Origin of the sequence: Brevundimonas sp. 'scallop' (assembly GCF_011045535.1) — a bacterium.
GTDB classification, from domain to species: Bacteria; Pseudomonadota; Alphaproteobacteria; order Caulobacterales; family Caulobacteraceae; genus Brevundimonas; species Brevundimonas vesicularis.
The window spans coordinates 1,657,916-1,680,771 of sequence record NZ_CP039382.1; the positions used below are offsets into that span (position 1 = coordinate 1,657,916).

The following is a 22,856-nucleotide window of genomic DNA, read 5'->3' on the forward strand; positions in this document are numbered from 1 at the left end:
TTGATATGACCCAGGACCAAAAACAGGCGCAACGCCGCCGACGCGCCGGTTTCACCTTAGTGGAGCTGATGGTGGTGATCGTGATCATCGGTCTTTTGGCGACAGTTGTCGCCATCAATGTCCTGCCGGCCCAAGGCAAGGCCATGGTTGGAAAGGCCAAAGCCGATATCTCGACGCTGGAACAGGCGATCGAAACCTATCGGCTCGACAACCTCACCTTCCCGGATAACGCCCAGGGCCTGCAGGCCCTCGTGACAGCGCCCCAAGGCTTGTCGCAGCCCGACCGCTACCGACAAGGCGGCTATGTACGCCGCCTGCCGAAGGATCCCTGGGGCCGCGACTATCAGTATCGCCGCCCCAGCACGCATGGCGGTCAATTTGACGTCTTCTCCTGGGGCGCGGACGGCAAGGAGGGCGGCGAGGGTGAGGATGCGGACCTTGGCAACTGGCAGAGCTAGACCAGGTCGCAGGTCGCGCGGTGGCTTCACCCTGGTCGAGCTGATGATGACGGTCGCCATCATCGCGATGGCCGGCGCCGCCGTCGTGATGGTGGCGCCCGATCCAAGGCCCGCCGTCAGCGCAGAAGCCGAGCGCTATGCCGCGCGGCTGATGAGCGCGCGCGACGAGGCCGTGCTCACTAACCGACCGATCGCCGTAGAGACGACGACGTCAGGCTATGGATTCCAATCCTTCGATGGTCGGGAATGGACGCGGCTCCAAGAGGGTCCGTTCAAATCGGTATCTTGGGAAACGGGCACCATCGCTGAGCCGGGCCAGAATACATTGAGGATCGTCTTCGATCCGACAGGCGTGGCGGAGCCCTATCGACTGACGCTCAGACGCGAGGGCCGACAGCGCGTCGTGATCGTGGACGGCGCCGGCGAGGTCAGTATCGATGACTGATCGACATGCCCTGCGTGGTGGTTTCACCCTGGTCGAGATGCTGGTCGCACTGGCGGTCTTCGGGCTGTCCGCCATGGCTCTGTTAAACCTGGCGGGGGAGAACACGCGCTCGGCGGCGAGGGTCGAAAGCCGAACTCTAGGCGGCGTTGTGGCGGACAACTTGGTTATTGAGGCGTTGATCGCGCCTTCGCTCAGCGATGGCGTATCTAACGGACGCACCCATCTGGCCGGCCGCGACTGGACTTGGACACGGACCGTGACGCCGACCGATGTCGCAGATCTGCAGCGGGTCGAGGTACGCGTTGCAAGTGATGAAGGCCAGGCAGCGGACCGCACGGCCTTGCGCGCGCGGGCCTCATGAGGCGGACTTCAGAACGGGCCGGTTTCAGTCTGGTCGAAGTCATGATCTCGCTGCTGATTTTCGCGTTGATCGCCGCAGCAGGGGCGACGGTGCTGACACAGACCATCGACAACCGTTTCGCTATCAAAACTGAAACGGACCGTACAGGCGACCTGCAGCGTATGCGGGCGCTTCTGAGATCGGATATCGGCCAGGCCGCCGCCCGTCGCACGCGGGGCACGACGGGGCGACCGCAACAACAGCCCATCGTCGGTGCAACGGGGCCGGGCGCCCCGGTCCTGATCCTGGTGAGAGCGGGCTGGTCCAATCCTGGCGAACAGCCGCGCGCCTCGCTTCAACGGGTCGAATACAACCTTGTCGACGACCGCTTGGAGCGCAGGGTTGCGCCGCGCCTAGACGGCTCGCGCGCCGGATCGGCTCAGGTGCTGTATCGCGGCGTATCGGCTCTCAAGATCAGCTTCATCAGGGACGGGGTCGAGGCGCCGGCCTTTATCTCCAGTGCAGACAAGCCGATGCCGGACGCGGTGCGTCTGGTGATGACGCTGAAGGGTCTGGGCGAGGTCGAGCAGCTGTTTCTGGTGGGCGGTCGATGAGCTCACGAGGTGTAACCAAGGCGCCAGGACGTCGCGAAGGCATGGCCTTGCTCACCGTGCTGCTGCTGGTGGCGGTGATGTCGGTCGTGGCTGTCGCCGTCCTAGATGACGTGCGTTTTTCGGTCAGGCGCGCCTCAAACGCCGAGGGCCAAGCCCAAGCCCAGCTGTATGCCGACGGCGCCGAGTTGCTCGCATTGCGTCAGATTGAGCAACTCATCGCGGCAGGGCCGACCAGGACGCCGTTGGAGCCTGAATGGAACGGTCGCCTCCTGAGCTTTCCGATCGATGGTGGAAATCTGAGTGCTGTCGTGCGCGACGGTCAGAACTGTTTCAATCTTAACAGCGTGGTTGAGGGTCAGGGGGAGGATCTCACGGCGAGCCCTGCCGGGATCGCGCAGTTCATCGCCCTCGGACGAAGCCTCGGTTTGACGGAAGGGTCGGCGCTCGCCGCTGCGGACGGTCTGGTGGACTGGCTGGACGTCGATCCGGCGACACGAGCGGCGGGCGCAGAGGACGGCGCATACGCCGGTTCGGCCGTCCCTTATCGAACCGGCGGCGTGATGCTGGCCGAGGTCAGCGAACTTCGCGCGATCCGCGGGTTCGACGCCGAAACCTACCGCCGTCTGCGACCTTTCGTCTGCGCTCTGCCGGTTGCTCGGCCCAGTGTGCTCAACGTCAACACACTGCAGCCGGAGGCGGCGCCCCTGCTGGTGATGGTGTTGGACGGCAAGATCGGCCTTACGGCAGCGCGCGCCGCGATCGAGGCGCGGCCCCGGAACGGCTGGCCAAGCGTCGACGCTTTCTGGAGCCAGCCTGCGCTTCTCGGCTCTGCGGCCTCTCCGCACGCGCGTGAACAGACGAGCCTTCTCACACGCTATTTCGATCTGCGGATCGATGTCGACTACGGCGGCTCTCGCGCCGTGCGCACCGCCCTTCTATACGCCCCCCCCGAGGGCGGGGCCAAAACCGTCATCCAACGCTGGACCCTCGACGAATGAGTTCCAATACGCGCCTAATCCTGATCCCGGCCCTGGCGTCCGAACCGGCTCCGTTCCTGGTCGTTGCGCCGGACGGCGCGGTCTTGCAGCGCGGCCTGATGACGGTTGATCCGGTCGAGAAGCCCTTGGCCATGCGAACGGTCGTCATTGCGCCGGGCGCCGATGTCCTCGTCCGGTGGGTGGTTGTGCCGGCTGGTAGCGACGTCCAGAAACGCGCAGCAGTCCTTTGGGCTTTACGGGACCAACTCGGGTCGCCGCCAGAAAGCCTTGAGGTCGCTCTAGGCGAAGCCGTTCAGGGCGAGGCCCAGATGGCCGTCATGTTCGACCCGGCCTTGCGCCGGGTTTGGCTGGACTATTGCGATGCGCTCGGTGTCACCGCCGACGTGCTGTTGCCGGACATGCTCGCCGTTCCCGCGCCGCTATCGGACGAGGAGGTCGTGGCGGTGTCGTTCCCGCCCAATGTGGCGCTGCGTGGTCAGGGCCTTGCCGCGACGGTTCAGCCCGATATGGTCGAACTCCTTACCGGGGAGCGCCGGCTTGTCGTTCCGAACATTCATGAAGACGTCGAACGGCTGACGATCCAGGCGTCGCTGCGGCCTATCGTCAATCTGATTGAACGCCGCAGCGCTTCGGTGGGTGGCGGTTGGAGGCGGGTTGCGGCGCTTGCAGGCGTCCTGGTGTTGACGCCGTTGATCCTGACCCTGGCCATGGCGGCGCGTGACGACCTGATGGCGAAGCGAATGCAGGATCAGACCCGTGCGACACTGATGCGGACGGACGCTGATCTCGCGGCGTCGTCCGACCCCAGGGCGGCTCTGGAGCGTCGCCTCATGTCATCGCCCCCAGGCGGAATAACCGGCGTTGCGGCGGCGCTCTTTGCGGCTGTAGAAGCTGTCGACGGCGCTGAACTCGACAGTTTTACCGCCGATCCCGAAGGGGGTGGGCGAGCCACTGTGAGCTATCCCGCGTACGAAGACCTCGATACGATGAAGCGGGCAGTTGCGAGCGTCGGCCTTGTGATGAGCGACCAAAGCACGGTCGATGATGCGGGCCGCGTCGTCAGCGAAGTCCAGATAGGAACTGCGATATGAGCGCCGTGTTTGATCCAGCCACGCGCTGGTGGTGGTCTCGTACGGACCGTGAGCGGCAGATGCTGGCTGTCATGGTCCTTCTGATCGCTGGAGTTTTGATTTGGTTGGTTGTCGTGCGCCCAATGTGGTCCTGGCGCGAGGCTGCAGCGGAGCGGCGTGAGGAGGCGCGCATCACTTTGCTGAAGGTTGACGCTGGCGTAAGGCGGCTGTCCCGCGATCTGGGTCGGGAAGGCTCAAAGGGGTCTTCGGCCGACATTGAGCCTGTGATCCGCCAAAGCGCAGAAGTTGCCGGGCTCGTGGTCACGACCGGAATGGACCCCTCGGGCGGGCTAGGATTCAGAGTGGACTCGACGACCAGCGCGCAGATTTTTCCGTGGCTTGCAGCGCTGAAGGACGAGCATGGGCTGGAAGTGTCGCGCTTGGCAGTAGTCGAGAATGCGGACGCAACCTTGCAAGTCGATGGCGGATTTGCGCCGTCTCGAACGCGAGACGATCTAGAGAAATCACTCTAAATCCAACGAAAGCTAAACTTTTGCATTAAGTGAGCTGCGGAGAATTGATCCGCCAGCCCTCCGGCTGAGCAATGGCTGCAGCCCTTGTTAGCCTCACGGCAAGTACTGCAGAAGCCGATAGTGTGCTTCTTCCCGAAAGCTCCCCGACGCGTCCCACCAACATCGGCTAGGGACTTCTCCCTACCGCATGTTTCTCACCTAATTCTCCATTGTGCAGATCGAGAAGGCTTGTCGCGGTTCGCGTGTCTGAAAAGCTCTAGCCAAAACGTAAGCGTGGGTCTTACCTCAAAATTCGCTGGGAAGCGCGAGAGAACACGTCAAAAGCCCCTAGCTTGCGGACACATGACTGTCAGACGAGGGTCTATTCGGGCCATTACGGCAGGGAACGTTTCCTCATTTGATGAGTATATCATCAAGCACTGAGGCTAAATCTACTTCGACTAGGTAGCAAAATAACTCCGAACCGGGTTGTCGAAGCATGAATTCCACAGTTCAAGTTGGACTTGAGAGATCCAGAACGATTGCCCCCCAATATGTCATCCACCGGTTGGAGTGTCCAAATGGTTCCGACCGGAAAGCGGACGTTGTCGAGCCGAGTAGGCAATGCTGAGTGTCGCGTTTCTGGCGGTCAGTGCATGTCCGCTTCTGGCGCAAAGCCGTCGCTCAGTGTGGATTGCGAAAAAGGCACTGAGCACCTTTGACGAACGCGCCAATCAGTTGCGACGTATGACGACGCCATTGGCTGAGGCGTCGACTATGTCGAACGAGATTGCACCAACCTGAACCGTGCGATCAGAGCTGAAATCGACCGTGATTTCGTCTGTCGATGCACTGTACCGGTTCACCATCGCCCCCTCGACCGAGAACACCAGTATGGTCCCGTTGATGCTCTTCAGGGTGAGCACTGGCTGCACGGCGTCGTTCCCGCTGACGAACCCGGTAGCGACCTCCAAGCTTTCGGCCGAATAGTCGCGCGCGCAGAGCGCTGACATCGCCATGACACGGTAACAGACCGAATAGTTGTCCCGGCGCCGGTCGAGCGTCTGAGGCAGCATATAGGCGCCGGCCTTGTCGCTGCTAAAGTTCATGTAGAGGGGCGTGTAGGCGGCGTTGGGCGGTAACGTACAGCCGACGCGAGATTCTTCAAAAGAGAACTTAAGTCGACTTCACTCGCGGCTTCAGCCCGCTAAGTTCTGATCATGACCGACGCCTACAGAATTGAGGCCCTCTTGGACCTCGTTGACGAAACGCGCACCGCGAAGCCCGACCAAAGCCAGCAGTTGGCTGTGGTGGGATTGGCGGAGCGGCGGGGCAGGGGGTTCTGGCCGACCAACGCGGGCTGGATCGTGCTTGGTGACCGCGGGCGTGCCTTCGACGCCAGATAGCGAACGCGCCGTCGCCCCATCAGGCGGGGGCTATCCTACAGGGCGAGCCGCGCGCTTGAGGGCCTCAGTCGCGACGGCGACGTGCTTGGGCCCGCGAGAGAAAAGCTGGTAGCGGCTGGGGTGAGGCATCTCGACGACGACACGACCGTCGCTCGACACCCGTCGACGAAACTTGGTGCGTCCCCAGCCCGTCGCAATGTCCTCTTTCCAGGACGCGCCGATCAGTTGGCCGATCGCGCTGCCAACCTCCTTGCCCATGCAGAGATAGAGTCGCGCGGGCGACTGCTCGACGACCCACGTCCAGAGCCGCATTGCGAAGGCCTTGTCCTCAGCGACTGTGGTGAGCGAGGCGAAGTCACGGCTACGGAAGGGGATAAATTGCGCGGCGAAGATCTCGTTCTCGCCGATGTCGAGCACATCATGAATGGCCTTCACCTGCCTTTGGATCGCGCTGTCTGACGTCTCGTCCAAGCTCCACTTCTGCATGAAGTAGGCGTTCCCCGGTGCATGATCCCAGTGCCCCACGTTGCCAGCGGAGCCGCCCGGGTTGAGCCCGACCATCGCGACGGTTGCCGTGCGCAGCGAGGCCTCAGGCGTCATCATGAATGACCAGCCCTGATCGTAGCCGTGCTTCTCGTACGCAGCTTGAATGTCGTCCCGGGTCATCCGAGGGTCCTAGCATCGCTCAGTGTGGAATACCAAAAGTGCACTGAGGTGGAGGAGAAGAGGGGCCCTCGGCTTTGGCGTTCTGCTCAAGGCCCAGGCGAACTCGAAGTGGCTATCGACTGCCGCCGGCTGCGTTTCGATCGTGCGCGTGTGAAGGTTACCGGGTTTCTAGCGCAGCCATGGCCATGATGTCTGAGCCCTCGGCCTCGCCTCGCCCGCCGCATACGACGCTGGTCAAACGTCCGCCAGTTCTATGCAGACCTGTCCAGTTCATGATGCAGCTGCCACGTTCGGCCGGGACCGGATCGGCTCCGCCGAGGTAAACTCTCTCCACCGCCATCATTTGCGTAGCGTCGGCACCAAAACCTTGCCTGCCCTCGATGGTCCCGGCGAAGCCGAGAATTCGTCCGTCATCACCTTGCTTGTCTGTGAACTGGATCAGCACGGTCCCCCGTTCGCTGCGCATGATCACCACCGTGTCGCAGTACAGCCGGCTTAGGTCGCCCTCATCGATAGTGACGCCCGACTGCTCATCGCACGCTCCGCTTGCAATGATGGGAGCAGAACTGGACTGCGCCAACGCTAGGGTGGGGGCGCAGAGGAGGAAAGCTATCAGCAAAGTCAGCTTCATGATGGTCGCTCCTTAGACAGATGTGGGCCGGTCAACGCGCCGGGAGTGCGCAACCGAATGTGCATGGCTACTGCGGCGGTCGAGCCCACGACCTACCCTGAGAGCCCGACTGTTAGAGCGCTTCGCAAATCGTACGCGGTCCGACAACGCGCTTATTTGCCGACGTAAAGCGCGCACCGTCCCACTCGAGAAAATCTTCCATGCACACGCCGTCGGAAATCCAACGGGCGGTCACGTAGTTTTCTTTCACATTGTAGCGGAGGTTGAGCATGTAGAATTCTTCCCCGCCGTACGGAAAATCGTAAACCCGCCCTGTCGAGACGTCTCCGACGAACACGAAGCGGCAAGACGTGCCGCATCCGATTTCGACGACAGCGTACCGCCATGCGAAGTTCGGGCCAGTTCGCATCTCGTTGCTGATGCGGGTCCTGTAAGTCCCGAACCTGCGGTCCGCACCTTGGAAGTCGGGCAGACGAGGGGCACCTCGGTACACCTGTGTCTCCTGAGCGTTCGCCCGCGTTGGCAGCGTAGTCGCGGCGCAGCCGAACGCTGTCGCCACCAATACCGCTTGGGCTAATGATCTCTTCGCCCGCTCAAACATCGACAGCGCCATGTCCTACCACCTAACTGATTCCGCAGCTTAAGCGGGTACGGCCTGCGTGTCCCGGTGATTGCGGCTCCAGCACCACGAATTGGGAATACGATGGATGGACCAATCCGGGGGTTTAGGGATGGGAAGAAATGGAGCAGCGGTCGGCCTTAGTGCAGATCTTGAAAAGTGCACCGAGTTGTCGCGAACGAACCAGTAGCTTCGACGGTGCCCGAGCGTCAGCGCTATTGGAGGGACTAGAAACGCGCACTAGTCAGTGCGCTTCGCGCGTTGATAGGGGGAGCTTATGTTGCCGAAGATTGGGGGGACGCTGAAAAGAGCGAACGACGCTTTGGCGGATGCTCAGAAATCCTGGCGTGATGAAAATCTGACATCTCGGGAGCGGGAGATAGCTCAACGGGAAGGCATTTTGGAGCGACGGGAAGCTGACCTCAACCGTCGTGTGAAGGTGCTTCAGCGCGGCGAGTGGGGGAAGTGGCTGCGACGAACTTTCATCGGGGCCGCAATGCTTACCGTCGCGGTTGTGTCTTTCTTGGCCGGCGCGACCACGACGAGCTCTGAAACGTCTCCAGCGTCTGTCCGACCCGTTGTGGCGCCGCAATCGGAAAGCCTGGAGCCACCTAGCCGCGACGCTCCAGCGGCCACGATCCTGAGAAAGGCTGGCAGCTTTAGGGAGTGCGTCACGATGGGAGAGGAGTACTTCCGAGAGATCGACGCCTGGCCCCGCTTGAGCTCAGGGGAGGATGCTGCTGCGACAGCGGCGGACCGATGCGCCCGAACGCTCGGCGCATTTGACGACTACTGACGTTACGAGGGCCGCGTTTGCAATACGATCAGTTGGTGGTTTGAAGCGCACATCCCCGGTAATAGGGCGCGCGTGCAGGCCTGCAAGCCGCTCTAGAAGCCCCAAAGACTCAGGACAATTCGACGCTGCGGCTCGGCCAACCGATTGGCTGCGACGTGATCAATGCCGCATTCGATGAGTTTATGAACCCCGCAGACTTCAGTTAGTACGTAGTGGTCTGCCGAACGAAATACCGCTTGGGCCAGGGTGAGGCCTGTCCAGCGTCCCTGCGTAGCTATCTTTACGATACGTTTTCGCACGATCTTGGGACAGGCTGGGTGCCTGTCCATCAAATAGCTCATTACCTCTTCTGCGCCATACTCTCGCTTGGTCGTCTCGTTAGCGCGCGTGACGCTGCGATCGACTGGACGCGCGTTTGGGCGTTGCGAGGTCAGCGAGGCTGGCGTGGGTGCTGAGTTGGGCTGGACGGTCTTAGGTTTTCGCTTCTTAGAACTTGTCTTCGGAGGGAGGAGGGGAGTCGCCGGCTCGGTCCCGTACCTCTCGAAGCTGACCTCGCGCGTTAGAAGACCGTCGGCTTTCGGCTTGCTGCGAGCGGTAGGCCAGATTTTCAGAAGCGTGGATCCACCGCGATAGCTGTCTCTTCCCAACGTTCTTCTCCCAGTACCCTAACCGCCGTTACCCTAGGGCCGCAGCCGCTATCGCGAAAGGCGGCCCTATTGGGATGTGGAGGATAGCGCCGGCCCCAAGGTCGACCGGTCGCATGCTGTGGTGACCTCACAGTGCAGATGAAGACAAATGCACTGAGTGACGGGGCAGGGAAGGGGCGGATTTGCGCCATGAGCGGACATGACAGTCACCGCGCTAAGGCGACATTCACCTGAGTTACCACGCCGAGCCGCCGCCATTTTATCGCGATCGCAATCGCGCGAAACCGGTGGAGGTGCAGACTGCGTCAGTCATGGTCAGAGACGTCGAACCCGTCTCCGGGCGCCATCGGCCGGTGCAGTTTGATCCCGGCCTTGTCCAGATAGGGCTCGTAGACGTCGTAACGCTGCCTGAGGAAATAGTCGCGAGCGTAGCCGTCATGGACCGGGACGACCGATTTTGGCTTCATCCGTTTGGCGAACGCATGGACAGTGAGCTCGGTCAGGTAAGGCGCCATCACCGGAAGGGCCAGCACCTCCACGCCCGCGAACCGATCCAGACGGCTGTCGAAACTGTCGCCCGGGTTGAGGAAAACGTCGTTGACGAGGAAGGCTGTCAGTTGCGGGCTCTCGTCCGACAGGATGGGCTCATGCGCGACCGGCTGAGCCTGCAGCCGGAACGCGCCGAAGGTCCGTTCGCCCTCCTCGAACACCGTGACCGACAGCCCCTTCTCGCCGAGCTTGTCGGCGACCTCGCCGTTGCCGACGAGTGTCGCGCCACTCGCCTGCACGATCCTGGCCAGAGCGTCAGGGTCGATGTGGTCGGGATGGCCGTGCGTCAGGACGATCGTCGAGACATCCGAAAAGACAGCAGGATCGACCCGTCCGTCGACGAACGAAAACTTGCCCGGATCGAAGAGCAGTCGATCTGCACCGATCGTCAGGCGCAGGCAGCTATGGACGAACTTGTCGATCCGCATGGCGGCCGGTCCTATTCCGACTGTCTCTGGACGACCGCGCCGATCGCCTCGGGCGTGCCCGAGGCGATGACCAGCCAACGGCGGGGTGCGCCGGCGTCGGCGGCGACCACCTGACGGATCGGGCCCACGGCGTTGACGACCGCAGACCCAGCCGGATTGGTCATGAACTTCGTCAGAGGCTCGAGCGTCCCCGATCCGTCCGCCGCATTGGCGAAGGCGAGGACATAGGGCTTGCCGGGTTGGAGGCCTGCGGCGGCGATCTGCAGCATCTGGACCTGCCCCTGCTCGAACAAGGTCGCCTGGGACCGGGTGTCGCCCTCGCCCGTCAGAACGAGTTGATGCGAGGCGCGAGCTGCGCCCAGGGGCGTGAGGTTGGCCCTGCCGTCACCCTGGGTGACCGCACGCGGCACATAGGTGACCCCTTGCGGTCCCTGACCGATCGGCACGGTGGCGATCACGCGGTTGGCCAGGGTGTCGATGACCGCCACGCCGTCGCCATTCTCCAGCCCGACGTAAATCCGCGAGCCGTCGCCGGAGGGCCACAGACCGTGCGGCAGCGACCCCACCTCGATCTCCGTCACGAGCGTGAAGGTGTCGGTGCGATAGACCTTGACCCGGTTCTCGGTCCCGACGGTCACATAGGCGAACTGGCCCGCCGCGTTGCGCACGATGTTGACGTGGTTGGTCAAGGGGCCGGTGTCGAGCGTCTGTAGGACAGCGAACGGCGGACGGGCGTTGAAAACCATGGTCTTGCCCACGTCCTTCAGCGTCATCCAGACCTGGCTTCCATCGGGCGTGGCGGCGATGTCGGGGCAGAACGGACTGGCCTGGGCCACCCGACCGACGATCTGACGGGTCGCGGTCTCGACTACCACCGTCTCGGGACTGAAGCTGGAGCAGATGTAGGCGTAGCGGCCGTCCGGCGAGAAGATGGTCATGCCCGGCCCGTTGGGCGTCTCGACCCGGGCGGTCTCCTGATAGGTCGCGGCGTCCAGCACCGAAACATAGGCCTCGCCCCGCACCGTGACCCAGACCTCGCGGCCGTCCGGCGTGAAGAAGGCCTCGTGCGGAGAGCGCCCGACATAGGTGGTATGTTTGACGGTGTTGCTGGCCGTGTCGATGAAGCTGACCGAGTTGGACCCGATCGAGACCACGGCGATCGTCTTGCCGTCCGGCGCCGCGCCGATGCCGTGGACCAGCAACTGGCCCTTGTAGAGCGGGCTGAGGTTGGCCGGAGTCGGTTCGCCGAGGGAAATCACCCCCAGCAGGCCGTTGGTCGAGGGATCGACCACCGAGACGGTGTTGGAGAACTGGTCGGCCGAATAGAACCGATCCTGGCTGCTGATCGGGATGGCGGGCGCCGCCGCCGCGCCCGGAACCTGATCGGCCAAGGCGTGTCCGGCGGACAGGCTGAGAACAAGGGCGGCGATGGCGCGGGCTGTCAGGGTCATGATCCGTGTCCGTGATGGGTCGAGGTCGCGCCGCCGGTCGGCGTCGGCGCATCAGAATGGCGGGTCAGGTAGTCGCGCATCAGGGCGATTTCCTGGGTCTGTTCAATGATGATCCCCTGGGCCAGACGCTTCATGGTCTCGTCCTGCCCGTACAGAAGCTCGACGCGCGCCATGTCGATGGCGCCCTGATGATGCGGGATCATCATGGCGGCGAAGTCCACGTCTGGGTCGCCGGTGGATTCTACCGCCATGTCGCGGTGCATCCGCTCCATCGCCTCGGCCATCGCCGCATCGAAGTCCGAGCCGGGCATCTGTGCGAAGGCCATAACTGCGGCACCGGCAATCGCCGAGCCAAGCGCCAGGACGCCGGTTCTGATCCATCGGGAGGGTGGGGCGTGGGTCATGATCCGATCCTGCAGGCGATCGTCCCGGACGACCAACGCGATGTTCCGCTCGGAACGTTCGCCGTCGCCGAACGTTCCCTGTCGAAGTCGCCGCTTCGTGGGTTAGGATTGTCCCATGACCCTGGACCAGCTCCGCATCTTCGTCGCCGTCGCCGAGCGCCAGCACGTAACCCGCGCCGCCGAGGCCCTGAACCTGACCCAGTCGGCGGTCAGCTCGGCGGTGACGACGCTGGAGGGCCGCCACGGCGTCGCCCTGTTCGACCGCGTTGGCCGCAACATCGTCCTGAACGAGGCGGGCGCAACCTTCCTCGTCGAGGCCAAGGCGATCCTCGCCCGTGTCGAGGCGGCGCAGGACGCGCTCGACGACCTGGGCGGCCTGAAACGCGGACGACTGTCGATCCACGCCAGCCAGACCATCGCCGGCTGGTGGCTTCCCGCCCGACTGACCCGGTTTCATCAGGCTCATCCCGGCATCCGCATCGAGGTCTCGATCGGCAATACGCGCGAGGTGGCCGACGCTGTCCTGGAGGGCTGCGCTGAACTGGGTCTGGTCGAGGGCGAACTGAACGAGCCGGCGTTGAGCCGTTCGGTTCTGGATCACGACGAACTGGTGCTGGTCGTGGCGGCCGACCACCCCGCCGCCCAGGACGGCGCCGGGCCGCCGGACCTGAAGCAAATGACCTGGGTGTTGCGCGAGCCCGGCTCCGGCACCCGGTCGGCTTTTGAGACGGCCCTCAATCAGCGCGGGCTGGCCATCGACGCTCTGGACGTGGCCATGACCTTGCCCGGGAATGAGGCGGTCGCCGCCGCCGTCGAGGCCGGTGCGGGAGCGACGGTCGTGTCGCGCAATGTCGTCGCCGCGCGCCTGCGCGCCGGCATCCTCGCCGCCCTGCCCCTGACCTTGCCCGACCGCCCGTTCTGGCTCCTGCGGCACAAGCAGCGCTATCGCTCAAAGGCGGGCGAGGTGTTCCTGGCGTCCCTGACGGCGTCACGCCATTGAGCGCGTCGGCTCGTCAAGGCGGTGTCTGGCCTTCACTGGTGAATGACCGCGCGCCGCCTCACACGCATCTCGAGGGACTGAACGGATTCCTGAGAGCTCTGGATAGGGGCGTGGGCGCTCAACAAGGTACGCCGAAGTTCGACCCCCTCGACGGTGGAGACGAGGCGGAAATCCTTGTGCTTCTGGAGACACCGGCCCCGGGACCGCAAGCGGATCGCCTCGTCTCCATCGACAATCCCACGGGCACCGCGCGCAACCTGAAGCGCGCGATGGAAGCAGCGGGGCTCGACCGCCGCCGCATCGTCCTTTGGAACACGGTCCCCTGGCTTCGCTCGGGGTCCGCGCGACCGCTGACAAGACAGGAGATCGCCTCCGGCCTGACCACGCTAGAGGGACTGGTCACCCCGCTTCATCGCCTCAGGGCCGCGGTATTGTGCGGCCGCGTCGCCGCGATGGCGGCTCCGACGCTGACCCGCCTGCGGCCTGAAGTGGAGCTGTGTCTCGCGCCACACCCGAGCCCGACGTTCATCAACACCGCCCCCGAGCATCGTCTTGGCCTGCAGGCCGCCTTTGCGTGGGCAGCCGCGCTGATCACCCCCTAGGGCGTTCATTCGATCAAAGCGAACAAACCTATCTAAAACATCCGTTGGAGCTGATGATCCAAGAGGCGCATCCCGGATGTCGAGGAGCGCGCCGAAGACTGGCCTCCACTCCGAAAGGAGAGCCGCCATGACCACCCTTCTCGCCGCTCCGGCCATGCGCCAAGGCCGCAGGTCCGTCGCCAGGCGCCAGGCCATCGGTCCTGAGAATGTAAAACCGCAGACGCCTTTCATTCCGCCTTCTCCCATCGCCGCGACCCAATCCGGCGAGACCTTGCACCGGGTCCAGCCTGGCGTCGGCCTTACCGGCGTTCACCCCGCAATGGTCAAGGCGGTCGCGGGTCTCTACGCCGCCATGGTGGCCGTGTTCTGGCTGGTGTTCGGTCACGGCGAGGCGATGCTCGCCCTGGGCTTCATCACCGTTCTCGGCCTGATGTTCTTCGGCCTTCTCACCGGGATGAGCCTGCTGGCCGATACGCCTGCGCCGGGCGAGCGCATCCGCTCCTTGAACGATTGCCTCGCCGGTCGCGTGATCATCGACACGGGCTGGATCAGCGGCCGCGAAGCCGCGTTGCAGATGCTGACCCTGCCCGCCTGCCTTCTGGTCACCGCCGTCGTGCTCGGCGCCGTCTATCGCTTCACCGCGGGCTGACCGCTCGTCTGGATAACCTCTCATGGCTCATGACATTCACGTTCGCGACGTCGCCTTCGGCCTTCGCCCGTTGGCGAGTCTGCAATCGCCCAGGGAGATCGTGCGGCAGTTCACGCCGAACTGGTTCGCCGCCACCATGGGAACCGGCATCCTCGCCCTGGCGCTGAACCAGCTTCCGGTCCCCATACCCGGCGTAAAAATCGTCGCCGAAGCCCTGTGGGTTTTCAACATCGGCCTGTTCGCCCTGTTCACCGTTCTCTACGCGGCGCGCTGGATCTTCTTCTTCGACGGCGCGCGACGAATCTTCGGCCATTCGGTCGTGTCGATGTTCTTCGGCTGCATCCCGATGGGGCTGGCGACCATCATCAACGGCCTGATGGCCTTCGGCCTGGCGCGCTGGGGCGAAGGCGTCGTGCCGGTCGCCGAAGCCCTGTGGTGGATCGACGTGGCCCTTGCCGTCGCCTGCGGCATCGGCATCCCCTTCATGATGTTCACCCGCCAGGAGCACGCCATCGACCAGATGACGGCCGTCTGGCTGCTGCCGGTCGTGGCGGCCGAGGTCGCGGCCGTCACCGGCGGCCTGATCGCGCCGCACCTCGCGGACCCGAACGCCGCCCTGTCGGTGCTGGTAGTCAGCTATGGCCTGTGGGCCCTGTCCGTGCCGCTGGCGATGAGCATCCTGGTCATCCTCGTGCTCCGCATGGCGATCCACAAACTGCCGCACGCCGGTATGGCGGCCTCCAGCTGGCTGTCGCTGGGCCCGATCGGCACGGGCGCGCTCGGCATGCTGGTGCTCGGCCAGGCCGCGCCCGCCATCTTCACCGCCGCCGGTCTGGGCCAGTACGGCGACGCCGCGCGCGGGATCGGCCTGATCGGCGGCCTGCTGCTGTGGGCCTACGGCCTGTGGTGGGCCGCGATGGCCGTGCTGATCACCCTGCGCTACTTGCGTCAGGGCCTGCCGTTCAATCTGGGCTGGTGGGGCTACACCTTCCCACTCGGCGTCTTCTCTGTCGCGACGCTGAAGCTGGGAACCCTGCTCCCCATCCCGGCCTTCAACCTGTTCGGCATGGCCCTGGTCGCCGCACTGCTGGTGCTGTGGCTGATCGTCGGCGCCCGTACGGTGCGCGGCGCCTGGCGCGGAGACCTGTTCGTCGCCCCCTGCCTCGCCGAGGCGGCCAAGCGCGACATCCCTTGCGCACGCTGATCCGCCTCCACTCCGTCCTTTCTGGAATCACCAATGCCTCATGACCTTTTCACGCCGTCACGCCGCGTCCTCATGGCGGGCGGCGTCGGCGCCTTGATCACCGCCTGTGCGCCGCGCGCGGCCGAAGCCGACGACATGGTGCTGGGCCAGGCTGACGCGCCCGTGACCCTGATCGAATACGCCTCGACCACCTGCGGCCCCTGCGCCCGCTTCGCCATCGAGGTGCTGCCCGAACTCCGGCGGCGCTACATCGACGCCGGGCGGGTCCGGCTGATCTATCGCGAATTCATCACCGGCCCCGCCAACCTCTCCGCCGCCGGCGTTCTGCTGGCGCGGTGCGCAGGCGAAGATCGCTATTTCGAGGTCATCGACGCCCTGATGCACGGCCAGTCCGAATGGGCGAACGGCGGCGGCCCGCGCGACGCCCTCCTGAGGATTGCGGCGCGGTTCGGCATCAGCGAGGCGCGGCTTCAATCCTGCATCACCGATCCCGAGGCCATCGCGGCCCTGGAGCGCCGTGTCGCCCGTGCCCGCGACGCCGGGGTGAATGGAACGCCGACGCTCTTCGTCCAGGGCCGACGTCTGGACACCGCCCTGACCCTCGAAGCCGTCTCCGCCTCGATCGACCAAGCCCTTTCTCAAACCCCGCAATCCTGAGGTTCCGATGCCCAACGCCCCCGTCAAGGTCGCCGTCTCCGGCGCCGCCGGCCAGATCGCCTACGCCCTGCTGTTCCGCCTGGCCCAGGGCGATGTGTTCGGGCCCGACACCCCGATCGATCTTCGCCTCCTCGACCTGCCTCAGGCTCAGGCGGCGCTCCAGGGCGTGGTCATGGAGCTGGACGATTGCGCCTTTCCGCTACTAACCTCCATCCAGACCACCGACGACCCCATTATCGCCTTCGACGACATCGACGCCGCCTTTCTGGTCGGGTCGCGCCCCCGCGCCAAGGGCATGGAGCGCCGCGACCTGCTGGCGGCCAACGCCGCCATCTTCAAGACCCAGGGCGCGGCCCTGAACGCGGTCGCCAAACGCTCCGTCAAGGTTCTGGTGGTTGGCAATCCGGCGAACACCAATGCCTGGGTGGCGATCCAGTCCGCGCCGGATCTGCCGCCCGGCGCCATCACCTCGATGATCCGCCTCGACCACAACCGCGCCGCCGCCCAGTTCGCGCGCCGCGCGGGCGTCCCCGTCGATGCCGTGGAGAAGCTCGCGGTCTGGGGCAATCACTCCCCGACCATGTTCGCCGACTGGAGCCATGCGACCGTGGAGGGCCAGTCTCTGGCCGGGCTCATCAACGACGAGACCTGGTATCGCGACACCCTCATCCCTGAGGTGGCCCGTCGCGGCACGGCCGTGCTGGAAGCCCGCGGCGCCTCCTCGGCGGCCTCGGCCGCCAACGCCGCCATCAACCATATGCGCGACTGGGTGCAGGGCTCGAACGGCCGTTGGGTTTCGATGGGCGTCGCCTCGATCGGCCAGTACGACATTCCCGAAGGGCTGGTCTGCGGTGTGCCGACGACCTGCCGCGACGGCGTCTATGCGCCCGTCACGGGTCTGGAGCTCGACGCCTTCACGCGCGCCGGTCTGGCCGCTTCGGTGCAGGAGTTGATCGAGGAGCGCGACGCCGCGCTCGCGGTCCTGGCGGACGCCTGATCATCCGACGCCGTCGAACATGCTCATGTAGTCGCCGTCGCCAAGGCAGGCGACGGCGTCCCTGTTTTCCAAACTTCGCCGAAGGATTCCCATGACCGACGCAGCTTCCCGGCCCTCGATCGCGACCGACGCCGGTCTCGGCGGCCTACAACTGACGATCACCGCGGGCCCCGCCCGCTTCGTGGTCGACGAACCCGTCGCCCTGGGCGGGCTGGATCTCGGTCCGACCCCTCACGAGCTGGTGCAGGCGGCGCTCGCCTCCTGTACGGCCCAGACCCTGCGCCTGTACGCCAACCGGAAAGGCTGGACCTTGGGCGCCATGTCCGTCGAGGTCTTGTTGACCCGGGACTTGGGGGCGACACCGTCGGATCAGTTCACCCGAACAATCACTCTGCCGACTGGGCTACCGGAGGAACAGAGGATCCGGTTGCTGGAGATCGCCGACAAGTGCCCAATTCATCGGATGCTCGTAGGTACAGTTTCGATCGAAACGATCTGGTGCAAGGCGACCATCTAGCTGCGAGGCGAAGGCCATCGCCACGTCCCGCCCATCCCCCTCTTTCTCAGTGTTGGTCGGGACACGAAAAGTGTGGTCCCACTAGACACAAACTTCCATTCCGCCGGAAGCGGACCTTCGGAAGGTCAGCAATGAGTCAAAGCCGGTCACGGCTTCGTAGGTGTTTCGACGGAAACTTGCTCAGTGCAGATCACGACAAACACCCTGAGACACTTTTCACGACTGCCGATGCTTATGATCGCGTTGGCGTCGCTCGCCGTCTCCGCATGCGACCAGATCGGCGTCGCGGCGCAGAAGACCACCGATCTCATCGGCATCGGTCCGCGTTCAGAGCCCGCAGTTGCCTTTCGCGCCCGCGTTGTCGACGTGACCGACGGCGATACGCTGACTGTGCTTGATGAGAGCAATCAGCAGCACACGATCAGACTCGCCGAGATCGACGCCCCTGAACGTGGACAGCCATGGGGCGCACGCGCCAAGCAGACGCTATCATCGCTCGTGTTCGGCAAAACGGTTTCGCTACAGCAGACCGACACTGATCGCTATGACCGTGTCGTGGCGCGCGTGTTCGCCGATGGTGAAGACGTCAATCGCGCGATGGTCGGGCAGGGCGCCGCGTGGGCGTACAGACGATACCTGAGTGACCAGACACTGATCGCTGTCGAAGCGAGGGCTCGCCAGGATCGGCAGGGGCTGTGGTCGCTCAGCGATGCTGAGACGGTCGAGCCATGGGAATGGCGAAAGGGAAAGCGCGAGGGTGACGGCAACATCCCGACCGACGGCGCCCGCGGGGTCCGTTCACTCGTCGCCCCTCGTCAGAGCGTGGTGACCGAACCGGCAAACGGAAGCTTTAGCTGCTCCGGCAAGCGCTATTGTCGCCAGATGAGCTCATGCGCGGAAGCGCACTTCTATCTCACGCAGTGCGGGGTGGCATCGCTGGACGGAAACAGTGACGGCGAACCGTGTGAAATGCTATGTGGGACCGCCCATTAGAGCGCGAACAGCACAACCGCTCCGACCGCTTCTGACGTATCGTCGCGCTAGCCCTCGATTCGAAACGTTAACGGTCGAAGGACGATGGGAGGAATACGACGATGAACGAACCCACTATTACGTGCCCGACCTGCAAGTCAGACATCAAGCTGACTGAGTCTCTGGCCGGGCCGCTCGTCGAGCAAACCCGTCTCGCCTTCGTTGAGCAGTTGTCGGCTAAGGATCAGCTGGTAGCGCAGGCTCATGCGGAGGTCGCCGCTGAAAAAAAGCGCATCGAACTTGAGCGGCAAGCGATCGATGCGACGCTCAGCGCCAGGTTGGACGAGGCGCGAAAACAGATTGCCGTCGATGAGGCTGAGCGCGCAAAGCGCGTCGTCGCCGCCGATATGGAGGAGCGCGATCGCAAGTTCGCTGAGCTCCAGGAAACCCTGGCCAGCCGAGAAGAGAAGCTGAGGCTGTCACAGGCCGCAGAGGCTGAGATGCTGAAGAAGCAGCGCGAGCTCGATGACAAGCTGCGAGAAGTGGATCTCGCTGTGCAGCAGCAGGTCAATGAGGGCCTGGAGGCTGTTCGAGCGACAGCCAAACAGGAAGCCGAAGACGCGCTTTCGTTGAAGGTCAAAGAGCGCGACACGCAGATCGCGTCGATGCAGCAGAAGATCGAAGAGCTAAAAAAGAAGGCAGAGCAGGGGTCTCAGCAGCTTCAGGGGGAAGCGCAGGAACTGATGCTGGAAGACATGCTGCGCGCACGCTTCCCGTTCGACCAGATCGAACCGGTCGGAAAGGGCGAGTTCGGCGGCGATGTTCTTCAGCGGGTGGTCAATCCAGCCGGCCAGGTTTGCGGATCCATCCTTTGGGAAACCAAGCGCACGCGAACGTGGAGCGATGGCTGGCTGAGCAAGTTGAAGGGTGATCTGCGGGCGGCCAAAGCTGACCTCGCGCTGATCGTCTCTCATGCGCTGCCAAAGGACATCGAGACGTTTGGGCAGATGGAGGGGGTTTGGATCACCGGACCGAAGTGCGCCATGCCCGTCGCGATGAGTTTGCGTGAAAGTCTTGTGCTCATGAACGGGGTGCGGGCGGCAGGCGAAGGCCAACAGACCAAGTCTGCGTTGATGTATGACTATCTGACCGGCCCGCGTTTTCGGCACCGTATCGAAGCGGTCGTCGAGAAGTTTTCAGACATGCAGGATGACCTTGCTAGCGAGCGCAAAGCGACGATGAAACGATGGGCTAAGCGCGAGCAGCAGCTGCACACGGTGCTCGACTCTACGGCGGGGCTTTACGGCGATCTGCAGGGTATTGCAGGTCGATCGATGCTGGAGATCGAAGCTCTGGAAGCGCCCTTGCTTGAAGCGCCAGACGACGAAGACTGATCGGCTGATCATCCCCCATCGCGGGCGGAATCCGCGCGAGAGATCCCTCTCAGTGTGGATGTAGAAAAAGGCACTGAGAGCGGCGACGCGGCTTTCGATCACAGGTCGTGCCGCCGGTGCAAAGCGCCATTGCCGTACGGAGATCGGCTCTTGCGGAGGCTCCGAATTTGGAGACTATTCGTGGTCATGAGCGACTATGAAAAGCGACTGGACGTCGCCATTGGCAAAGCGATTACCGATCGCCGTGAAGCTGTTGGAATGACGCAGCGCCGTTTGGGCGAAGCGATGGGGGTGACGTTCCAGCAAGTTCAGAAATACGAGATTGGTAAAAACCGCGTCGCCGCATCGAAGCTCGTACTCGCAGCGAAAGCGTTGCGTTGTGATGTCGCTGAGCTGGTTGGGGAAGAGCGTGAGGATCTTCCTGGAACTGCCCGATTGATCAGGGCGTGGTCGAAACTGAATGCGCATCAGCGAGATGCGGTGACCTCGATGATTGAGTCTTTCGAGTAGGAGGGAGCAGCGGTTGCACCTCCCATCCGCCACCAGGCTAGACCAAATACGAAGAAGCGCAGGAGCCCGATTGAGAGGGGACTGGCATTCGTCGACATACGGCGAGCAGTTTTTGGGATGGCGGTCGGCCTGCTCCTCAGCCAGGGTGAAAGTCCATGAGAGCCCACCTCACCCTCGCTCTGTGCCTCACGGTTTTGACCGGGTGAGCCTCGCGCGACGAGGGGCCTCAAACCGACGCAGAAGTCTTTGCTCAGCATGATTTCGGAGCTTTGAACTTCAAAGCCTTAATACGGTGGCTGTGCCTTGGAAGCTGGTCGCCGCGGCCTTGGTGCTTGATGATCCGCAAGGTGGCGAAGTCAGCCAGACGCATCTCAAGGCGCGCCTTCAGATGTTTGATCTTCCCCCGCAAAGTGGACGGGGTTAAGCCGCTCTGCGTTCGGCCTCGGCGGGGCTGATATAGCCCAGTGACGAGTGCAGGCGACGGGGATTGTAGAAGCCCTCGATGTATCCGAACAGATCTCGCCGGGCCTAGTCTCGGGTTGCGTAGACGCGGTGATGGACACGCTCTGCTTTGAGGGTGTGGAAGAAGCTCTCCATCGGGGCATTGTCCCAGCAGTCGCCCTTGCGACTCATCGACGGGGTGATGCCGGATCGGGCGAGAGCCAAGCGGTAAGTTTCTGCTGCATATTGGATCCCGCGATCCGAATGATGGATCAGCCCAGTCGCGGGCCGCTGGCGTTCGACAGCCAGGTTGAGTGCGTCGAGGGCGATCTCGGTGTGCAGGGTTTGGCGCATCGACCAGCCGACAATCTTGCGGGTGTGCATGTCGAGGATGGCGGCGAGGTAGAGCCAGCCTACGCCGGTCGGGATGTAGGTCAGGTCGGCGAGCCAGACCTGGTTGGGAGCCGCCGCCTCGATGTTCCGGGCCAGCCTGTTGGGCGCGATGGGATAGCCGTGACGGCTGTTCGTCGTCCGGGCGCGACGCGGCAGGGCCGCCAGTCCCCGCAGGCCGGCGCGGCGCATCAGCCGCTCCACGCGGGATCGACCGACCCGACGCCCATGCCGCCGCAGGGTGGCGTGGACACGCGGTGAGCCGTAACAGCCGCTGCTTTCGGCATGGATCAGGCGAATGTTCTCGGTCAGCTCGCGATTGGCGACAGATCTTGGGCTCTCAGGGCGACCGCGCCAGGCGTAGTATCCGCTGGACGACAAGCCGAGGACCGCGCACATCACGCGGACCGGCCAGACCTGACGATGCCCATCGACGAACCCGAACTTCATCGGGAGGTCGCTCCGAAGATGAGCGCGGCTTTTTTTAGGATGTCCCCCTCCATCCGAAGCTGACCGTTCTCCCGCCGCAACCGGGCCACCTCAGCCGCCAGATCCGACGGCGACGGGGACGACGCCTGCGTTGTGGGGCGCCGCGACGTCCCCGTCGCTAGCACCCCGTTCGCACGGTCCCGGGCCTGGTTAAGAAACTCTCCGCCTGGGACGACTATTGCGAAGGAGAGCGGCCTGTTGTCGCCGCGATAAAGCGGCTCGGCAAGGTTTAGCTCAACTCACTGGCCCCTGGACTATTGCGTCGGTTCCCGCCGATTGCGTGACTTTGCACTTGAGACGGAATCCGTCGTCTCCTGGACGAGGCGGGTTCGAGTCCGGCAGAATATAAGGACCCCCTCGCGCCGGACCTCAACTGCGTGACGGCTCGGCATTCCCAACAACTCTCGCACGGCGCGTACCGCCGCCTGTCCGTCGTCGTTCAGGTCGGCGTGCTCGATCGCCGGTTCGGAGGAGGCGCCGTAGCGATAGCGAAGTTCGTACATAGGGATGGCAGGCCAACGGCGCGTGCCTCTACTCGTTCCTGTGTCGGCTCGGCGACGGCCCCCGCCGACATCCCCGACGATGGCCAATTCATCGCCAAGCCTTACCATCTTGATATGATCACAAATCTGATCGCGTCGCTCCCGCGGAGCTAGCAAGCGGCCTGCCCGGCGACCCGGCGCGGTTGTCTGTTAGTTCGGCTCTCGGCGCGCCTGTTGCAGCCTCGATTCCGTCGAGGGCCAGCCGCTCAATTAGAACTTCGGTCAGAATTTCGGTCGCAAGCGATGTTGCCGGTGAGCCTGCCTGTCCGAAATAGCGGATCGAGGCATCCAGCTGGCTGCCATTCAAAGACCGGGCAAAAACGAGAACACAATCCCGGTCGCCTCCAGGAGAGCCTGCGCTGCTCAGGCTGAGATGTTGAAGAAGATCAAGCGCTGCGCGCTCAAGGTCTCTACACGTCAGGCTGGACACCAGGGACGACTTTCCTCCCAAAAGACGC

The 22,856-nt window shown here is 63.8% G+C and carries 25 protein-coding genes and 1 pseudogene; 18 read left to right on the forward strand and 8 right to left on the reverse strand.

What is annotated here, in order from left to right; genetic code table 11:
• Window positions 1–5: 5 nt before the first annotated feature.
• The 7 genes from gspG to gspM are packed head-to-tail and all read left to right on the forward strand — an operon-like array spanning window position 6 to window position 4,458.
• Window positions 6–458 (forward strand): type II secretion system major pseudopilin GspG, encoded by a 453-nt coding sequence (gene gspG, locus E4341_RS08165; RefSeq protein ID WP_165118651.1) that lies wholly within the window; start codon window positions 6–8, stop codon window positions 456–458.
• Window positions 430–903, forward strand: coding sequence for a GspH/FimT family pseudopilin (locus E4341_RS08170; protein WP_165116530.1), 474 nt, complete (start codon window positions 430–432; stop codon window positions 901–903). The genes gspG and E4341_RS08170 overlap by 29 nt, the downstream gene beginning before the upstream one ends.
• A complete protein-coding gene (gene gspI / locus E4341_RS08175; protein WP_165116532.1) occupies window positions 896–1,264 on the forward strand; it encodes a type II secretion system minor pseudopilin GspI in 369 nt (122 codons plus the stop codon). Before E4341_RS08170 ends, gspI begins: the two co-directional genes overlap by 8 nt.
• 41 nt (window positions 1,265–1,305) lie before the next feature.
• Entirely contained in the window at window positions 1,306–1,857 is a 552-nt protein-coding gene (gene gspJ, locus E4341_RS08180) for a type II secretion system minor pseudopilin GspJ (RefSeq protein WP_240893512.1), read from the forward strand.
• Between the two features lie 41 nt (window positions 1,858–1,898).
• Window positions 1,899–2,855, forward strand: coding sequence for a type II secretion system minor pseudopilin GspK (gspK, locus tag E4341_RS08185; RefSeq protein ID WP_165116536.1), 957 nt, complete (start codon window positions 1,899–1,901; stop codon window positions 2,853–2,855).
• Window positions 2,852–3,946 (forward strand): type II secretion system protein GspL, encoded by a 1,095-nt coding sequence (gspL, locus tag E4341_RS08190; protein WP_165116538.1) that lies wholly within the window; start codon window positions 2,852–2,854, stop codon window positions 3,944–3,946. Before gspK ends, gspL begins: the two co-directional genes overlap by 4 nt.
• Window positions 3,943–4,458, forward strand: a complete 516-nt coding sequence (gspM, locus tag E4341_RS08195; protein WP_165116540.1) for a type II secretion system protein GspM — start codon at window positions 3,943–3,945, stop codon at window positions 4,456–4,458. Before gspL ends, gspM begins: the two co-directional genes overlap by 4 nt.
• A gap of 713 nt (window positions 4,459–5,171) precedes the next feature.
• On the opposite strand, the gene E4341_RS08200 is transcribed toward gspM, so the two are convergent.
• The gene (locus E4341_RS08200) at window positions 5,172–5,546 is read right to left on the reverse strand and encodes a hypothetical protein (RefSeq protein ID WP_165116542.1); all 375 of its coding nucleotides are present in this window, start codon (window positions 5,544–5,546) and stop codon (window positions 5,172–5,174) included.
• Between the two features lie 111 nt (window positions 5,547–5,657).
• On the opposite strand from E4341_RS08200, the gene E4341_RS08205 reads away from it, so the two are divergent.
• On the forward strand, window positions 5,658–5,843 hold the full coding sequence (locus E4341_RS08205) for a hypothetical protein (protein ID WP_165116544.1): 186 nt from the start codon (window positions 5,658–5,660) through the stop codon (window positions 5,841–5,843).
• A gap of 30 nt (window positions 5,844–5,873) precedes the next feature.
• On the opposite strand, the gene E4341_RS08210 is transcribed toward E4341_RS08205, so the two are convergent.
• The 6 genes from E4341_RS08210 to E4341_RS08235 form a co-directional block, all read right to left on the reverse strand.
• A complete protein-coding gene (locus E4341_RS08210) occupies window positions 5,874–6,509 on the reverse strand; it encodes a hypothetical protein (protein WP_165116546.1) in 636 nt (211 codons plus the stop codon).
• 157 nt (window positions 6,510–6,666) lie between these two features.
• Window positions 6,667–7,140 carry a hypothetical protein gene (locus E4341_RS08215; RefSeq protein ID WP_165116548.1) on the reverse strand — a complete coding sequence of 158 codons (474 nt, stop codon included), beginning with the start codon at window positions 7,138–7,140 and terminating at the stop codon, window positions 6,667–6,669.
• 112 nt (window positions 7,141–7,252) lie between these two features.
• Window positions 7,253–7,753, reverse strand: coding sequence for a hypothetical protein (locus tag E4341_RS08220; RefSeq protein ID WP_165116550.1), 501 nt, complete (start codon window positions 7,751–7,753; stop codon window positions 7,253–7,255).
• A 1,754-nt stretch (window positions 7,754–9,507) separates the two neighbouring features.
• Window positions 9,508–10,179: an MBL fold metallo-hydrolase gene (locus E4341_RS08225; protein ID WP_055808303.1), complete on the reverse strand. Its 672-nt coding sequence runs from the start codon at window positions 10,177–10,179 to the stop codon at window positions 9,508–9,510.
• Window positions 10,180–10,190: 11 nt separating this feature from the next.
• The gene (locus E4341_RS08230; RefSeq protein ID WP_055808301.1) at window positions 10,191–11,630 is read right to left on the reverse strand and encodes a YncE family protein; all 1,440 of its coding nucleotides are present in this window, start codon (window positions 11,628–11,630) and stop codon (window positions 10,191–10,193) included.
• Window positions 11,627–12,034, reverse strand: a complete 408-nt coding sequence (locus tag E4341_RS08235) for a DUF305 domain-containing protein (protein ID WP_066554618.1) — start codon at window positions 12,032–12,034, stop codon at window positions 11,627–11,629. The genes E4341_RS08230 and E4341_RS08235 overlap by 4 nt, the downstream gene beginning before the upstream one ends.
• 115 nt (window positions 12,035–12,149) lie before the next feature.
• Between E4341_RS08235 and E4341_RS08240 the strand changes: the two genes are divergently transcribed.
• The 10 genes from E4341_RS08240 (at window position 12,150) to E4341_RS08285 (ending at window position 20,536) form a co-directional block, all read left to right on the forward strand.
• Complete coding sequence (locus E4341_RS08240; RefSeq protein ID WP_055808299.1) at window positions 12,150–13,034, forward strand: LysR substrate-binding domain-containing protein; 885 nt, start codon at window positions 12,150–12,152, stop codon at window positions 13,032–13,034.
• Window positions 13,035–13,144: 110 nt separating this feature from the next.
• Complete coding sequence (locus tag E4341_RS08245) at window positions 13,145–13,636, forward strand: uracil-DNA glycosylase (protein ID WP_165116552.1); 492 nt, start codon at window positions 13,145–13,147, stop codon at window positions 13,634–13,636.
• A 127-nt stretch (window positions 13,637–13,763) separates the two neighbouring features.
• Entirely contained in the window at window positions 13,764–14,285 is a 522-nt protein-coding gene (locus E4341_RS08250) for a hypothetical protein (RefSeq protein WP_156363211.1), read from the forward strand.
• Between the two features lie 22 nt (window positions 14,286–14,307).
• A complete protein-coding gene (locus tag E4341_RS08255; RefSeq protein WP_055808292.1) occupies window positions 14,308–15,489 on the forward strand; it encodes a TDT family transporter in 1,182 nt (393 codons plus the stop codon).
• A 33-nt stretch (window positions 15,490–15,522) separates the two neighbouring features.
• Entirely contained in the window at window positions 15,523–16,146 is a 624-nt protein-coding gene (locus E4341_RS08260; protein ID WP_066550121.1) for a DsbA family protein, read from the forward strand.
• Between the two features lie 7 nt (window positions 16,147–16,153).
• Window positions 16,154–17,143 carry a malate dehydrogenase gene (locus E4341_RS08265; RefSeq protein WP_066550122.1) on the forward strand — a complete coding sequence of 330 codons (990 nt, stop codon included), beginning with the start codon at window positions 16,154–16,156 and terminating at the stop codon, window positions 17,141–17,143.
• Window positions 17,144–17,234: 91 nt separating this feature from the next.
• Window positions 17,235–17,660 (forward strand): OsmC family protein, encoded by a 426-nt coding sequence (locus E4341_RS08270; protein WP_055808285.1) that lies wholly within the window; start codon window positions 17,235–17,237, stop codon window positions 17,658–17,660.
• A 228-nt stretch (window positions 17,661–17,888) separates the two neighbouring features.
• Window positions 17,889–18,653 (forward strand): thermonuclease family protein, encoded by a 765-nt coding sequence (locus tag E4341_RS08275; RefSeq protein WP_165116554.1) that lies wholly within the window; start codon window positions 17,889–17,891, stop codon window positions 18,651–18,653.
• Window positions 18,654–18,754: 101 nt separating this feature from the next.
• A complete protein-coding gene (locus tag E4341_RS08280; protein ID WP_165116556.1) occupies window positions 18,755–20,026 on the forward strand; it encodes a DUF2130 domain-containing protein in 1,272 nt (423 codons plus the stop codon).
• A gap of 186 nt (window positions 20,027–20,212) precedes the next feature.
• On the forward strand, window positions 20,213–20,536 hold the full coding sequence (locus E4341_RS08285) for a helix-turn-helix domain-containing protein (protein ID WP_039248881.1): 324 nt from the start codon (window positions 20,213–20,215) through the stop codon (window positions 20,534–20,536).
• 420 nt (window positions 20,537–20,956) lie between these two features.
• On the opposite strand, the pseudogene E4341_RS08290 reads toward E4341_RS08285, so the two are convergent.
• A pseudogene (locus E4341_RS08290) lies at window positions 20,957–21,984 on the reverse strand (IS3 family transposase); the annotation flags it as partial.
• Window positions 21,985–22,856: the final 872 nt, after the last annotated feature.